Origin of the sequence: Microbispora sp. H10949 (assembly GCF_014161435.1) — a bacterium.
GTDB classification, from domain to species: domain Bacteria; phylum Actinomycetota; class Actinomycetes; order Streptosporangiales; family Streptosporangiaceae; genus Microbispora; species Microbispora triticiradicis.
Map to the genome: position 1 here is coordinate 17,003 of NZ_JABBWZ010000003.1, position 16,169 is coordinate 33,171.

Annotated in this window: 8 protein-coding genes and 1 CRISPR repeat array; of the genes, 7 read left to right on the plus strand and 1 reads right to left on the minus strand. The window is 71.0% G+C overall.

Features of this window, described 5'->3' with window-relative positions:
- The first annotated feature begins 4 nt into the window (after positions 1–4).
- From HHX40_RS07690 to HHX40_RS07720, 7 genes are all read left to right on the plus strand, one after another.
- Positions 5–1,696 carry a hypothetical protein gene (locus tag HHX40_RS07690; RefSeq protein ID WP_182879995.1) on the plus strand — a complete coding sequence of 564 codons (1,692 nt, stop codon included), beginning with the start codon at positions 5–7 and terminating at the stop codon, positions 1,694–1,696.
- Positions 1,693–4,257, plus strand: coding sequence for an RAMP superfamily CRISPR-associated protein (locus tag HHX40_RS07695; protein WP_182879996.1), 2,565 nt, complete (start codon positions 1,693–1,695; stop codon positions 4,255–4,257). Before HHX40_RS07690 ends, HHX40_RS07695 begins: the two co-directional genes overlap by 4 nt.
- Positions 4,254–5,891: an RAMP superfamily CRISPR-associated protein gene (locus HHX40_RS07700; RefSeq protein ID WP_182879997.1), complete on the plus strand. Its 1,638-nt coding sequence runs from the start codon at positions 4,254–4,256 to the stop codon at positions 5,889–5,891. Before HHX40_RS07695 ends, HHX40_RS07700 begins: the two co-directional genes overlap by 4 nt.
- Positions 5,891–6,499, plus strand: coding sequence for a CRISPR-associated protein Csx19 (gene csx19, locus HHX40_RS07705; protein ID WP_182879998.1), 609 nt, complete (start codon positions 5,891–5,893; stop codon positions 6,497–6,499). The genes HHX40_RS07700 and csx19 overlap by 1 nt, the downstream gene beginning before the upstream one ends.
- Complete coding sequence (locus HHX40_RS07710; protein WP_182879999.1) at positions 6,499–8,655, plus strand: TIGR03986 family CRISPR-associated RAMP protein; 2,157 nt, start codon at positions 6,499–6,501, stop codon at positions 8,653–8,655. Before csx19 ends, HHX40_RS07710 begins: the two co-directional genes overlap by 1 nt.
- 222 nt (positions 8,656–8,877) lie before the next feature.
- Complete coding sequence (locus tag HHX40_RS07715) at positions 8,878–11,073, plus strand: hypothetical protein (RefSeq protein ID WP_182880000.1); 2,196 nt, start codon at positions 8,878–8,880, stop codon at positions 11,071–11,073.
- Positions 11,074–11,414: 341 nt separating this feature from the next.
- Positions 11,415–12,284 carry a hypothetical protein gene (locus tag HHX40_RS07720; protein WP_182880001.1) on the plus strand — a complete coding sequence of 290 codons (870 nt, stop codon included), beginning with the start codon at positions 11,415–11,417 and terminating at the stop codon, positions 12,282–12,284.
- Between the two features lie 83 nt (positions 12,285–12,367).
- Positions 12,368–12,988: a CRISPR direct-repeat array (repeat unit 30 nt; unit sequence GTTGCGACCCCTCGTAGGGGCGATGAGGAC).
- 171 nt (positions 12,989–13,159) lie between these two features.
- Here HHX40_RS07720 and sepH read toward each other — a convergent pair.
- On the minus strand, positions 13,160–15,829 hold the full coding sequence (gene sepH / locus HHX40_RS35605) for a septation protein SepH (protein ID WP_220498856.1): 2,670 nt from the start codon (positions 15,827–15,829) through the stop codon (positions 13,160–13,162).
- Positions 15,830–16,169: the final 340 nt, after the last annotated feature.

The following is a 16,169-nucleotide window of genomic DNA, read 5'->3' on the forward strand; positions in this document are numbered from 1 at the left end:
GAACATGTATCTGGTTGTGGTCAACGCTGCGGGCAAGCAGCGCTACATCTTCTCGTCCCGCAAACGGAAGGAGACAGTCGGCGCGTCCGACCTGATCGCCAGGGTGAACGGGGAATGGGCCGCCGAGGCGCTTCGCGAGGTCTTCAGCGGCTACCGGGATGACTGGCGGCTGCGGCACGGCCACGAGGCCGAACTGCTCACGGCGGGCGCGGGGGCGGTGACCCTGCTCGTCGCGGATCCGGACGCCGGCCGCCGCCTGGTCGCGGCGCTCACTACAAGAGCGCTGGTGGAGGCCCCAGGGCTGGACGTCTGCGGCGTAGTTCACGAGCTTCGCAAGGGAGGCGAGGCGGGAACGCTGGCCGCAGGGCTGCGCGCCGCGCGGACTGCGCTCGCCGCGACGCAGGAGGCCAGGCCCGGTCCGCAGGCCCGGTTCCTGCGATTGCCGCTCATGGAGGAGTGCGGCTCCAGCGGGCAACCGGCGACCGAACTGCGTCGGGAGGGGCCGGGAGAGCGCCCGTCGCCCAGGTCCGCGGCCTCAATGGCCAAGCTGGCCCACTTCCCCGCGGCGCTGGACCGCCTGGCCCGGGATGCCGGCAGCGATGTACCGACGATGCGGAAGATCGTCGACCGGCTTGGGCTTGAGGCCGAGTGGGTGTCGATCGTCCACGCCGACGGGAACGGCTTCGGCCGGATCTTCCGTGACCTCGGCATCAGCCCCGGACCCGGCAGCTCCGGTTCTGGCAATTCCGGTTCCGGCGACCGGGCGACTGGAGAGTCGGAGTCCGCAGAGCCGGGGGATGAGGCGTACGCGGACCTGCTGCGCGGGCTGTCGCGTGCGGTGGATCGGTGTGCGCTCACGGCCTTTCGTACGGCCTTGCGGCGAACGGCCGACGAGCACCCGGACCGCACCATCGCCGGTGTGCCTCTTGTCCTGCCGCTGGTGCTCGGGGGCGACGATCTCACCGTGCTCTGTGAGGGCGAGGTAGCTCTGGGCTTCACTCGGCACTACCTGGAGGCGTTCGAGCGGGCCACGGCCGACGACCCTGACCTTCTTCCGGTTTTGCGGGTGAAGGGCCTGCCGAACCTCGGCGCGGCGGCGGGAGTGGCGATCGTCAAGCGCAACTATCCGTTCAGGTTCACCTACGACCTCGCCGAGGAGCTGATCACGAGGGAGGCCAAACAGGACCGGGACGTGGGTTCGGCTCTGGCCTTCGCCGTACTGCTGGAAAGCTCCGCCCCCGACCTTGACCGCATCCGCCGGTCGGTCACCGTCGCCGGCTCGGGCGGCGCGTCCCCGCACCGCTCGCCGTACGTCGTGGGTGTGGGCTGCGAGGACCCGCGTACGGAGGGACGGCGCTGGGCGGACCTGGAACGCCGGGTAGCCGCGCTCACCGGTACGCACGCCGCGTCGGGTGAGGCCCTCGTGCCGCGCGCAGCCGTTCACGACCTGCGGGAGGCGGTGTCTCTCGGAGCGGACGTCGCCAGGGCCCGCCTCGGCCTGCTGCGTACGCGGTACCGCGAGGACGAGCACCGGCTGGACGCGCTGACCGACCTGTGCGGGGATCTCACCGGGCAGGATGCGACCGGCTTTCTCGACGCCCTGGCGGCCCAGCCGTTCCTCACCACCGCGCGGACAGCGGCGACATCACGAGACGACGGGGAGCACGCGACGGTGCTGGAAGCGAGAAGCCGATGAACATCGATCTGGAGCTGTTCCTGATCTCGGACTGGCAGGTCGGCACGGGGACCGGAGCACCGGGCTACGTCGACCGGCTCGTGCAGCGGGACGCGGTCCCGGTCGAGAGCGGCCAGATGACGGGTCCGGCCGCACCGATCGTTCCGGCGAAGACCCTGACGGGAGTGTGGCGGGACGCCTGCGAAGTGGCGGCGAACGCGCTCGACAGCGGCCCGGCCGGGGTGTGGCACGACTGGGTGACGTTCCTGTTCGGCGGCCAGTACGCGCCGGACGGCTCGGCGTCCGTTGGCTCGACACCCGCTTCCACGGCCAGTGGTCAAGCGCCAGGCGACACGACCGGTGGTCCCGCCAGCGGTTCCGGCACGGATTCCGGGGCGTACGGCAGAGGCGGCGGCGCGGGCCGGGCGTTGCGACCGGCGGCCCTCGCACTCGACGGCCCGCTGAAGTTGCCCGAAAGGCTCGCCGATCTGCTTCTCCGACGGCCACGGGTGGCGTGGGCGGCGACGTTTCGCAAACCCGGCGTCGCGATCGACCCGGTGACGGGTACCGCCGAGACGCGCAAGCTGCGCTTCGTGGAGACGGCCCGAGGCGGAGTCACGTTGACGGGCCGGGGGCAGCTTCGCGGCTTCGAAGAGCTGGACCAGGCACAGCGGGAGACGGCGATCGCGCTCCTCGCCGCCGGGGCGCGGCTGATCGAGGGGATCGGCGGCAACCGGCGGCGCGGTTCCGGACGCTGCCGCCTGACCCTCCGATCGCCCGATACGGGACTGGACCTCGACTTCGCCGCGCTGGGCCGCACACCACCCGCCCCTCCTCCCGACTCGCCAGCGGGGATGCCGGACGAGCGCCCGCTCCCGTCACCGCGACGTACAGCAGAGCGCGGCTGGGACCGTGCGGAACTGCTGATCACTGTGACAGCGCCGGTGCTGGCCGGCGCGACCGTACAGGGCAACCTGGTGGAGGGGCAGGCGTACCTGCCCGGCTGGTGCCTCATGCCCGAGGTGGCGCGTCGCATCGGTGGCCCGGCGCACGCGCTGGTGCGCATCGGCGATCTGGTGGTCACGGCGGCCACCCCGATGACGCCGGACGGCGGGCGCACACTTCCCGTGCCCCGAGTCCTCGTGCACGCCAAGGGTGCCGGGCAGATCGTCACCGGCAACCGGATGGCCGGGGACACCACGGAGGGCAAGTCCTACCGGGAGGGCCACATCGCCGTCAAGGGCGTTGAGGCGGGCACGGTCGTCAGTCCCGCTTTCACGCTCCGCATGCACAACACGATCCGCGACGACGTCCAACGACCGACCCGTGACGTGGGCGGCGTCTACATCTACCAGGCACTCGCGGCAGGGACGGTGCTCTGCGCCGAAGTCCGGGTGCGGCGCGGCGTCCTGGAGCCGGGCTGGGAGGGACGGTTGTCCGGGCGCTGGCGCGTCGGGCGGTCGTCGAAGGACGACTACGGCCAGGTGCGGGTCGAGGCGCGCGCCGTCTCAGCGCCTCCCGGGGACGAAATGAGCCTCCACCCGGAGGGCGGGAAGGCCACGCCGCCTGGGCGTGGCGGCGGCGGTCCCGAGCCTGGGCTGCTGCGCGTATGGCTGCTGTCGGATCTGCTGGTTCGCGACGAACGGCTGCGCCCGAGCACCCACCCCGGCGACGTCGCCCGCGCCCTGGAACGGGCGCTCGCCGTAGCTGGGTCGCCCGGCGTCCGCCTGATCCCGCTGACCAGCTCTTTAGCGGATGGGCGGGTGACCACGGCGCTGGGGGCGCACCGGACGGAAAGCTGGCATCGGGGCTGGGGACTGCCTCGGGCCACCCTCTATGGCCTGTCCGCCGGAAGCTGCATGACCTTCACCGTCACCGGCGGGCCCATCACCCCGGAAGCACTGGACGAGCTGCGCGCGGCCGGGCTGGGGGAGCGCCGGGCCGAGGGCTTCGGACAGCTTGAAATCGACCACGATCTGCTGCTGCGGAGTTTCCGCGACCGGCCGGTTGCCGGCAGTGGGGCCGACGCGGGACCGGACGAGGATCAGGGCATCGCCGTCGAGCCGGTGCCCGCTACCGAAGAGGCGCGAGGGCCGTTGCGGCCTGACGAGGATGGTCACGACGCCGGGAGAGTCTACGAACGGGCGGCGTGGCGGGCCGAGATCGGCCGCAGGTGCGAGGTCGTCATGGTGGATCCGGGCCGACGGTCGGCGATCCTTCCCGACGGGGTGACGACGACCCAGCTCAGTGGACTGCGGGAAGTCGTGGGAGAGCGATCGACCGAGGGCGCGCTGCACCGGCTGGTCTGGCTCACCAGGAAGAACAAGGGGCGCCGCCCCTGGCCGGAGGAGCGGGTGGAGTTTCTCAGGCGGCTCATCCGCGATCCCGAAGAGGTCTGGACTCTGCTCGGCCTGCCTGAGGACGAACTCACCGTGACCCGCGACGGAGCCGCCGTACTGCGGGCCGAACTGCACGCCGAGTCGGTGCGCGCACTGATCACCGCCTGCGTGGCCGCGCACGCACGAGAGCAGGCGGCGACCGGCAAAGACGCAATCCGTACAGCCACCGGAGGAGGGCGATGAGCGCGAGGACGGGTCGCAGTGTGAGCCGTCGGGTGAGGGTCCGGGGCTGGTTGCGTACGGAGTCTCCACTGCATGTCGGTGGTCTCTCGGACAGCCTTGGGGGCGCGCTCCTGCAAGGGCCCACCGCGCCGTTGCCGATCGCCTTCGACGGGCTCGGCCGCCTCTACGTGCCCGGTACGTCGCTCGCCGGAGTGCTGCGGAGCTGGTCGCGGGGAGCAGGGCCCGAAAGCGCCGCGCTTGCCGGCCTGTGGGGGAACATCGTCGAGGGTACGGATGAGGGCAGGGCCAGCCGCGTGATCGTGGCCGACGCCCTGGTCACGTCCGATCACCGCCTGGACGAGCGTGGCCTCCCCGCGTCTCCGCTCGACCCCGCACTCCTGGAGTTCCGTCCGTCCGTCGGCATCGACCGGGTGACCGGCGCGGCGGCGCAGGAGATTCTGCACGGGAGAGCCGTCGTTCCGGCGGGATGTTTCGTCCGGCTGGAGATCGACGTCGAGTCCGGGACGGACGCCGAGGCGGAGTCGGACGAGGCGTGGATGGTCGCGCTGCTCGACGTTCTGCAGGCGGGCGAGATCCGGGTGGGAGCCGCCACGAGCAGGGGCCTCGGCATGGTCCGGCTGCTCGACGACCCCCTCGACATCGTCGCGGACCGGCTGGACTCGCCGGAAGGGCTGCTCGCCGTGCTCAGGGACGACCCGGCGCGGCGGCGCTCGCCGGCGTCACTGCGCGAAGCCGCCACGCCGGACCTGCCGCCGCGGCGCGACGTCCTGGAGGTGCGGGTCGCCTGGCGCCCACTGGCCCCCGTGATGGTGCGGGGCACGTCGAACGGGCTGGTCGTCGGCACCCTTCCGCTCACGACCCGGGTCGGCCGCCGCCACCTGACGTTGGCGCTGCCGGGCGCCTCCCTGAAGGGCGCGCTGCGGGCCCATGCGGAACTGGTGGAACACACCGCCCGAGGCCCTGATGCGGCCTTCGCGCAGACGCCACCAAGCGGGTCGGCGGCCGATCACAGCGCCGCGTTTCGCGCCCGGCTCGACCGGCTGCCGGCCATACGAGCACTGTTCGGCGCGGCACGGGATGACACGCCGGACCGGCGGATGGGGGCGCTGCGGGCGGAGGAGTGCACCGCCGAGGTCACCATCCCCGAGTCCCTGTGGCGGACGGTCACCGGGGGCGACGAGCCTCCGCGCGGGGATTCCGCCGATGACGGGGAGGAGAGGGCTTCGCTGCCGGAGGCGGTGCTGGACCGACTGGAAGATCACGGCATCGCCAAGGCCGACCATGTCGCTCTCGACAGGTGGACAGGTGGCGCCGCCGACGGACGTCTGTTCGGCGTGCTGGAACCACACGCCGTCGAGTGGGGGCCGATCCGGCTCACCGTCGATCTCACCCGGCTCGGCGACGACCGAGACCCCGCCCTCGCTCTGCTGCTCCTGACGCTGCGCGATCTCGCCGCCGGGCGCATCCCGCTCGGCGCGCTGGTCAACCGGGGCTTCGGGGACATCGAGGTCACCGAGGTCGCCCTGACCGGCGGCCGATGGCCCGAACAGGCCTCGCTCGACGACGTGCTGGGCGGCTCCGCGGCCAGCGAGATCGGCCGGGCGTGGACGGACTACCTGGAACAGGAGGTGTGATGACGAAAGATCCCACAGCCGGTTACGGCACTCCCGGTGCCGTCGCTCTGCACGCTGTCACCGCGTTCGGGGTCACATTGGCCGAGGCGCTGGAGGCGACCGGCCTCGACGGCGCATGTGCCCTGCTGACCAGCCCGTCCGCGTACCAGGTGGCCCGTGTCGTCGGGCACACCTGCGTCACGCGCGATGGACCAGCGGACCTGGCGGCGGTCTACGAGGCGCGTGTCTTCGCCCCGGATGTCGAGCTGCGCTGGATGGAGTCGGCGTCGGCGTCCGCGGTGGTGCTCGCGGAGGACGAGGAGCTGCTGCCGGGCTCCTTCGGTGACAGGCTCGACCCGCTGCCCGCAGTGAGGACGATCGAGGCTCGCTACCTCGTCTGGGGCGCGGTACAGGACGCCGCGGACGGTTGGGCCACTCTCTCCTCGGCCCGCGTCGGCGTCCGCGACGTGCCCGCGCTCACCGCCGTCCGGCATGGGCGCGTACGGCTGGCGGCCCGCGAGTACGTCGCCGTCGATCCGGAGCACGGCAACGCCTACGTGGCCGAGGAACGCCTGCTCGGCTTCGAGCCCTACCAGGCGTCAGAGCGAGAAGTGGAAGGTGCCGCCTGATGGCCGACGAGTTCCTGAACCCCTACACCTTCGTCCCGTCGTACGACCGCGACGGTCTGCCCGAAGGGCTCGCCGACGGCCCGCCGCCGTCGCGTGAGCGACTGCGGGAGGAGTGCTGGACCGGGTGCATCGGCGTCCGGCTGACGGTCGAGACGCCGCTGCTACTCCTCGCGACCTCGCGGTCCCGGCCGCCGTCCGAGGGCGCACAGGACCACCGTGTGTATCCGGTGCTGCTCCGCGACGGCCGCCCGCACCTGCCCGCGACCTCGGTCAAAGGAATGCTCCGGGCCGCGTACGAGACCATCACGAACTCCCGGTTCGGCGTTTTCGGCGACCACACGACCCCGCTCGCCTTCCGCCGCGACGCCGGCTACGCCCTGAAGATGGTGCCCGTATCCGTCGTGGCCGAGGGCGTCATCGGCAAGTTCGAGATCGCGGCCATGGAGATGTACGACAAGGACGGACAGGCCATTCTCAAGGACCCGCCCAGGCACCTGGAGAAGGTGACGGCCGTCATCGCAGGCGGAAAGAACCGCACCAAAGTGGTGCGGGTTCTCCGCCCGGGGGTGGCGGCTGACCTACGTCCTGGCCAACGGTTGGTGCAGGGCATCGCCTACGTCACGGGTTCCACCATCGAGCGCAAGACCCACGAGCGGCTCTTCTACCTGGAGCCGCTCGAACCCGGCGAGAAGCGTCGGCCGCTGCCTCTGGCCCGTGAGTGGAGTGAACTGGCCGAGGACTGGAACCGTCTCATCTGCAGCTACCAGGAAGCGCACAAAGATTTGTTCGGCCGGCGAGGGCCCGACGGCAGACGCGTGGAACCTTGGGAACGGATCGGCGACGGACCCGGCCAGCTCGCCTGGAGCCCGCACATTTATGACAAGGATTGGCTGACGCTGAAGCCGAAGACGGTCTGCTACGCGCATCTGGACAGCAGTGGGCGCGTCGAGCGGCTCTATCCGGTCCTGGTGCCGCGCGATCTCTATGCCGCCGCCCCGGCGGAGTTGCTGCCCGAGTCGCTGCACCCGGCCCCCTGCTACGACCGGCTCTCGCCGGCGGACCGGGTCTTCGGGTGGGTGGCTCCTGAGGGGCGCGGCGTGAGGCGATCGGCGTACCGGGGGCGGCTGCGCATCGGGCCGGTGGTGCGCGAGCAGGACGCGGCCGAGGCGGTGGAGCGGTTCGACGGCGACGGGATGCCGCTATCGATCCTGAGCAGCCCGAAGCCACAGCAGGGGCGGTTCTACGTCGCCGAGTCCGCCGATCGGCCCGAGCGTCCCGTACCGGACGGAATCGCCAAGGAGGACCTCTACCGGCCCGGGCGGGGGCTGCGTGGCCGGAAGGCCTACTGGCACCACGCCGGGCTCGACCGCACCACGCACTGGAGCGAGGGGCAGCGCAAGCGAGACCCCGCACAGGTCCGCGTGCTCGGCCGCTACCGCGAATACCGGCGGCCCTGGGAGCCCGCAGATGACACGGGCTCCGAGGCTCCCGGCGAGAAGGAATACCGCACGAAACACGGCAAGGAGCAGCGCGACGGCCAGAATCGGTCGATTAAGGGCTGGGTACGGCCGAGGACAGTCTTCCGGTTCACCATCGACGTCCGCGATCTTGATGAGGTCGAGCTCGGGGCACTCGTCTGGCTGCTCACCCTGCCTCCGGGGCACTTTCACCGGCTGGGCTTCGGCCGTCCACTCGGCTTCGGCAGCGTCCGGCTCGATATCGACGCCGAGGCGACGGCCCTGCACACCGGGAAGCAGTACGCCGCCTTCTACCGGTCCCTGTCCGCGGTCCTCCCGGAGGGCGATCCGATGACCGCTCTTGCCCGGGCGAAAGCCGCCTTCGAGCGTCTGACCGATGGCCTCCCCCAGATGACGTCGATCAGGAATGCCCTGATGGCCGTGATGCGCGGGAACCCCGGCTTGCCGGTGCACTACCCCAGGATCCGGCCGCAGTGGCTCCCTCGCGAGATCCCCGCACCCCCGGATCCCCGTGGGCAGAACTACGAATGGTTCACCGAGAACGAACGTCTGGACGGAAAGAAGATCGCCTCCGGTCGCGGACGTTCTCTCCCGTCCCCGACCACTGGAACGCCTCTCACTGTTTATCGCGTAAAGGAGGCAGACGGATCAAAACCCGGAAAATCCGGTAAAAGGTAAGTTCCTGACGCTCACATCAGCGGCCCGGGCGGTGTGACCGCATAATGAGGCGAACGGTTGCTTCGTCGGCGAATTTTGTCAGAGCGAAGGGATACCGTCGGCGGGACTTTCCTTCTTGAATGCCTGGGAGGCTCGCACGTGAAAGCGACCGACGGTGTGCTGCTCGTCCACGCGGTGGGCGGGGGCGACCTGGGCCGGCCGGGTGCGCCACGTCTCGACCAGGTGATCCCCGACCTGGAGGGTGACCCGGAGTCCGTCGGCAAGCAGCGCCGTCCGCTGCGCAAGCTGTTCGACGGTTTCGCCGCGGCCGACATCCATCTCGCCGGAGTCGTACTGCTCGGCACCACGACTCCCGTCGGATCGCACGGCGAGACGCTTGCCGACCACGCCGACGAGATGCGGGCACGACTCGTCTCCGAGGCCGGTCTCTGCGGCAGACGCCTTGCCGCCGACACTGTGGCGGTCGTACGGGTGGAGGCTCCCGGACTCGCTGAGACCTCGCGGGCTGTGGCTTCGTGGCTCGCGGGACGCGAGACAGCCGAGATCCTGATCACGTGCGGTTCCGGGGCCTTCGCGCTGAGCGCCGGTGCCCTCTGCGGTGCCTTGGTGGCCCGTCGGCCGGCCCACATCGTTCATGTCGACGCTCCGGGTGAGCCGTACGCGCTGGAGCGCCCGGAGGAACCGGACCGCCATCTGGTGTCATGGCTGGTCCGTTACCGCTTCTGGGACGCGCTCGCGGACCTGACTCCAGGAGATCGGCCACTCTGGAGGCTGCTCGCGGCACGGCAGGCCGGCGACACCGGCTACGCGGACGCTCTCCGGGAGCGCCCCACACCGGTTCCGGGTGTCAGCAGGGGACGGCTCGACAAGTTCGCGGAGACATGGCCGACGGCACAGGCAGCGCTGTTCGAGCGGCTCGGCCGTGGCGAGGCGGCTGACTACGGGTTGCTCCGCGCCTGGTTCGCCGGTCACTTGAGGAACCTGTACAAGCGGGAGAAAGACCTGAACGCCCCTGCGCGGGATCGCCTCGCGGCGCTGATAGAGGCGCTCGGGAGCAGGGCCGACGGAGAGGGAGGACTGGCCGGTCGGCTTCGAACGGTCGCCCGTGACCTGAGGGCGGAGACCGGAAGCGCCTGCGCGGCCATGCTCAGGGACGCGGAGCTCATCGAGCTCTACGCGCTGGCCTCGACCCACCAGGCCCACCTGAAGCCGGAGCGGCTCGAACCAGGGCCGCTGCCGCCCACCCTGATCGCCGCGGCCGACGAGTGGGAGCGTGGAGACCAGGGGCGGAGCCTGGTCGAGGCCACAGGCGGTCTCTGCTGGCCGGTGCTGGGCAGCGGAGACGTTCTGGGGCTGCTGGCTGTGGGGCTCGATCGTGAGGGCAGGGACCTGGAGGATCTGCAGGCGCTGCACGCCGTTCTCGCCGAGTTGCGGCGACGGCAGGAGCGCCTGCTGCGCAGGGGCGTAGTGCGGCTGCGGCTGCTGGCCAGCCCCGAAAGCCTTGCGCGGGCGCACCGGCTCGCTCGCGCGGCCGCGGACATCGCGGCGGACGCCGATGTGCGGGTCATCGAGGGGGTCACAGGAGGGCTGGAATATGTGCGGGAGACCGTCGTCGCCGCGCTGGCGTCCGAGGCGAAGCCGACCGGCCTGACGGGCTCGGAAAGCCTGCGTGACGTAGACGAGGTCGTTCTCGCGCTCAACCCCGGGCCGCCGATGACGAATTACGGCATGATCGCGGCGGCGGTGGAATGGTCCATGACGGCTGCGTGCCCGTTGTGGGTCACGGAGTTGGCCCGCTTACCGGTCGCCGGGGCACACGGCGGTCCCGGAGTCGAAGTCCGCCCAGGTCAGCGCATTCTCGGCCGCCTGGGCGCCGACCGGGTGCTCGCCCGTCTCGCCGTGAGCGCGGTCGAACGGCTCGACCTGCGCACGGCACGCCGACTGGTCAGGCGCGGATCGGACGTCCTTCGAGGCGTCGACCCGGCTCTCGCCGAATTGGAGAATCTCGTGTTCGGTCCTGCACCGGACATGTGGACGCTGCACGAGCGACTGGCCGTCGCTCGGAGACGGCTGACGCTGATCGCCGAGGTCGCTGACAACCCCCGCAGGTCGCTGCCGACGGCCTACCTCGCCGTGGAGGCGCTACGTCCAGCGCTGTTCCCGTGGAGGCTGTGGCAGTCGATGCGGACTGCGTCCTCAGCATTGAACGACCTCGGCAAGCTCGCGAACCAGGGCGTACACGGGCACGGCCTGGATCGGCAGAAGCGAGAGCGTCGCCGGAGACCTGGCGAGGTGCGAGCGCTGCTCCGCCGGGCCGTCGGGGAACTGAACAGCCCTGCCGATGGCGACAGAACATTGCTCGAATTCCACAAGAAGGTCATTGCTCTGCTTGAAGGGATATCTCGCGAAACCGCTTGACGGACGCACTCCAGGTTGGCAGCCTGATTCCGTTCAACGGCAGACGCCCGCGAGCTTCGAGCGCATCATGTCGCTCCCTCTGAGGGCCTCGATTTCGAGGCCACCCGTCACGAGACCGCCTTTTCCGGCGTGTTCTCTTGTCATGCCTCGGAGGGGCATTTCCTATGAAGCTCGGTGCCATCGCGTCCTTGTCTGAGGCCGACGCCTTTCACGCCTACCACTCACTCGTCTGGCCTGCGCTCCGCGACGCCGCACGCGGACCGTTGATCAGAGCCCGGCACCATGGCCGCCCCTGTAGCGGCGTGGACGTGGACCGCTGGTGCGACGAATGCGAACAGACGATGGGCGACCAGAAAATCGCCGGATTCGAGGACCTACGCGAGGTGTTGCAGGGCAAGGTCCGCCGAACTCGTGCGGGCGAGCCGCTGCGCGAGATGTTGACGATCGTCGAATGGGTGACGTCGCCGACGGCCGCTGCGGAAGATGTCGACCGGCTGGCCCGTCTTCTGTGCCGCCGGCCGACGGCGGGGGAGCCGACCGGGGTGCGCGCCGCCCGCGCCCAGCTCGTTCACTATCGGCTCCTGAACCTGGAGGCGCAGGTGCGACGCGAGGACGCGGTCGCCCGGGGCGCCTCGGCCCGGCCGGAACGCGACTTGAAGCAGGCCAAGTGGGCGGCGCCCCTCCGAGCGGACTCCGCCGCGTTCGATTTGCTCGTCGACGCGGTCGTACGGCTCCGCAACGGGCACCAGGATCCGCACGCCATTCCCGCTGCGATGCTCGACCGGCTCGGCCTGGATCTGGCTACCGCACGGCGCCTGCTGAGAAAGGAACTCGACCTGCTGCGGTCGCTGCGGCGCGATTTCTTCATGGCCAACGTGGCTCTCTATCTCCACGACGACCAGCCCCTGCCGTGGCAGACCGTTCCCGAGTCGAGCCCCGAGGACCTCGTCATCCGCGCCGAGGAGGAGACGATGGCGCGGAAGGCCCTTTCCGTCATCCTCACCGAGGGCGACCGTACAGTGCGCCTGCTGCTGGCCCGCATCTGCGCCGCCGCCTCCAAGCCGGACAGCGAACTGGTCGCCTGGACGGCAACGCAGTTCGGCGTCGGATCCGACGAGGCGGAGACGCTCGTACGCGGCTGGGTCAAGCAGGTCTGCCAGGCCGGTCTCGACTGGACCGCCAAGCGGTTCGAGGCCAAGACCGTCCAGTAGCACCTCCTCCCGGAAGTCCTGGCCCAGGTCACCGCCGCCGACTTGGGCCACCCGTTCTCATTGGCCCTGGTGCCTGAGCTGCGTCTACGACCCCTCGTAGGGGCGATGAGGACGCCGCATCCGCGCCACTGCCAACGCCCTACCTGAGTTGCGACCCATCGTAGGGGCGATGAGGACTGGACCCGCGCCGTAACGCGCAGGCAGACGAGGCCAAGTTGCGACCCCTCGTAGGGGCGATGAGGACCACGACGTCCGCATCGCCGCACCCGCCAAAGTCGGGTTGCGACCCCTCGTAGGGGCGATGAGGACCGCGCGACAGAGGCGAACGCGCCGAACTGCTCGGGTTGCGACCCCTCGTAGGGGCGATGAGGACAGGTGCCGGGAGGCGGCAGCGCCGCCCCGCTCCACGCGTTGCGACCCCTCGTAGGGGCGATGAGGACAAAGGAGATCAGGATGGACCTGGTCGAGATCAAGGAGTTGCGACCCCTCGTAGGGGCGATGAGGACCCGGTGACAACGTCAAGTTCACAGTCGGGGAAAAGATGCGACCCCTCGTAGGGGCGATGAGGACCTCAACGCCTACACGTTGACGCAAGCCTAACGGCAAAGTTGCGACCCCTCGTAGGGGCGATGAGGACACGACCTTTCCCACCCGCACCCAGTTGTCCCGGTCCGGTTGCGACCCCTCGTAGGGGCGATGAGGACCCCACCGTAAAGCCGCAGGTGGGCGTACGCAAGATGACACGACAGAAGAGGCTTTTTGCAGCCAACCTCCGGTTGTGCAGAAACACCGGGAGGTTCGCTGCACAACCAAGATCATCTCCTTGAACATGGCGCGATGAGCGCGTAGCAGTCGGCAGAGCGCTGTCGCGCTTGTCAGTCCTGCTTGCGGGCACCAAACATAATCTCGTCCCAGGTCGGTACGGACGCCCGCCGGCCGCGCGACTTGCGTGGACGCGGGGGAGCGGGCTTCGGCACCGGAGGGGCGGGAGTCTCCGGCTTCGACTCCTTCGGACCCTCCTTGGCGGTGTCCTTCGGGCTGTCCTTCAGCCCTTCCTTCGTGCCGCCCTTGGCCTCGTCTCTCGCACGGTCTCCCGCTTGCCGTGGGCGCGGCTGAGGGGCCGGGGTGGCCGCCTCAGCAGGCGGCGCAGGCGCGGGCACGGCGGGCCGCGTCTCCTGGACCGTGTCATCCGCGGCAGGCTCCGCTGCAGCAGCTACGGCAGGCGGAACGGCGGTGTCCGCCGCGCTGTCGGCCGCGGCTTCCGTCCCGGCGTCCGCCGGAGCGCTTGCCGCGGTGTTTGTCTCCGTGGCCGACGTTGCGACTTCGGCAGTCGCGGTGTCGGCCACCACCGGTCTCTCCGCCGTGGCAGAGGCGCTGTCGTCGGTGTGCGCCGTCCCGCCGGCCATGGCGGTGTCGGTGTCCGATACGCCGGCGTTCGCCGCGTCGGTGCTCCCCGGGCCGCCGGAGGTCGTGTCCTCAGCCGATGCTTCGGGTGCTGTGCCACCCGGCGCGCTGGGAGTGCTGCCATCGGCCGCGTCCGCGCTCTCGATGGCTGTGGTCGTGGCGTCCGTGGCTGTGTCAGTAGCGGTGCTCGGCGCCTCGGTCGCCTTCGCAACGGTCTCCGCCTGTTGCGACGCATCGGTGACAGGGTCCTGGACGGACGGAGCGTCGCTGTCCGCGCTCGCGGTGGTCGCCGGGGCGGCTGCTGCTGAAGCGTCGGCAGACGGCACGCTGACAGGCGAAGGGGCGGGTGCTTCGACGTCGCGTGTCGCGGCTTCTCCCACCGGCCGGACACCGGCGTCCGATTCGCGAGCATCGGCATCCGCCTTCGGGGCGGGTGTCGTAGCGGCAGCCGGGGCGTCGTCGGCGGCAGTCCGGGAGCCGGTTGCGGCGCTGACGTGAGCGTCCGGCACCGGGGAGGGCGTGACGGCCTGCACGGCAGGCGACACGTCCGCACCCGAGTCCGTCCGGTCGCCGGCAGCGCCATCCTCGGCGGCCGTAAGCCGCGGCGGCACGGGCGCGTCCGCGCCACGCTCCGCCTCCGCGACCGAGGTCGCGGGCGTGGGGGGCGGCGCAGTGCCCGCCGCGGCGGCGCTCTGTGCCGCAGGGGGCGCGGAGGCGGCAGGCGTGGGATGCGCTGCGGGTTCGGTCTGTGTGGGAGGCACGGCGCTCGCGGCGGCGTCCGGCACCGAAGCGGGTGATGCGGCTTCGGCCGGAGGCAGGGCGGGCGTTGCGGCCTGCGCAGGCGTGGCGGGCGGCGCAGTGTCCGCCACGGCGCTCTGTGCCGCAGACGGAGCGGAGGTGGCAGGAGCGGCCGAAGGCTCGGGTTCGGTCCGTGCCGTCGGTACGGCGTCCGCGATGGAGTCCGGGTCTGGTTCGGTTCGGGCAGGGGGAAGCGCGTACGCCGCGGCGTCCGGGACAGCGGGCGGGGCCGCGTCATGTGCGTCCCGGCTCACGGGGGGCGCGGGCGGGGCGGCGTCGTAGGGGTCGCGGGCCGGGGGAAGGGCGGGCGGGGCGACCGGTTCGGGCGCGGAGATCAGCGACTGCGGCAGCCGGAAGGGCACCGGGGTGAGCTCCGGCCGGTAGGCGGCCAGCTCCTCCTCGGACGGATCCGTCCGTCCGTCGCCGCGCCGCGCGGCGGGGTCCTGCTGCCGCCCGGGCTCCGGGCGCAGCGGAGCGCCCAGCCGCGGCAGCGGCTCGACGAAAGCGGCGGGCTCGACGAAGGCCGCGGGCTCGGCCCGCGGCGGCTCATATCTCACCGGCTCGGCGGCGCGCATGGGCTCGGGACGCACCGGCTCGGCACGCGCGGGCTCGGGACGCGACGGCTCATAGCGCACCGGCTCGGGACGGAACGCGGACTCGTCGCGGCTGCGGACCTCGTTGGGCAGCGGCGGCACGGGCGCGAGCTTGCTGGCGAGCCGGGGCACGAACGGCCGCACGGTGGCGTCGTCCGCCTGGTCCGGCTCGACGTACTCGGCGGCAGACAGGCGCATGGCCTCGTCGTCGTTGGGCGTGATGTGGCGGCGGCGGGGGTCGAAGAGCCACTCGGCGTGCCGGGTGTGGCCGTTCCAGACGAAGCCGAGCCGCACCCGCCAGAGGTTGTCGTCGCGCTTGGCCGAGTCCCAGTCGATCTCGTCTGCGGGCACGCCGCGCCGGGTGAGCCGCTCGGCCACCAGCTCGCCGAGCGTCGGCCCGGGGGTGGTCTCGCCGGGCATCCGGACCGGGACGCGCTGGGCCTGCTGGGCCATGTACTCGCGCTCCTGGAGAACGGGCCCTTCGAACCAGCGGACTCGTTCCACCGGGATCCCGGCGGTGGCCGCGATCTCCTCCGCCGTCTCGCCGGCACGGATGCGCGCCTGGATCTCCTTGGGACGCAACGGGCTCTCCACTTCGATCTCGTACTGGCCGAGACGGGAGAAGTTGCCGCGAACCGCAGCACGGAGCCGGTCGTCGACGGGCAGCGTGAAGCGCGTGCCCCGCCCGGCCGTCGCCAGGACGAGGTACGTTCCGTCTTCACTCACCGCGACGAGACGGAGCTCCTGCATGCGAGTCCCTTCGTCGTCGTGCTCTGTCTTCCCCCGGACCCTTGAGTCTCTCGCGTGAACCGGTTGCCTTCCAGCACCGTACCCGGCATGTCCGAACATCGCCTCGCCAGGAGGCGAGGCAGGTGTTGTGACCCCGGTCACATTTTTGACGTTCACTTCGCCGCAACCCGTCGGTCATGATCGACCAGAGGAAAGGCGGCACCCGGAACGCGAGAGTGCGGGTCGTGTCTCGGATGGCGCGCGCCCACGGCCCGTCCGTACGGCCTGGCGACGGCGCACGTGCCGTACGCCGTGCGGCCGGACCTGCGGGAGGGTCTCATTACTGCGTTGCTCCCTCGGT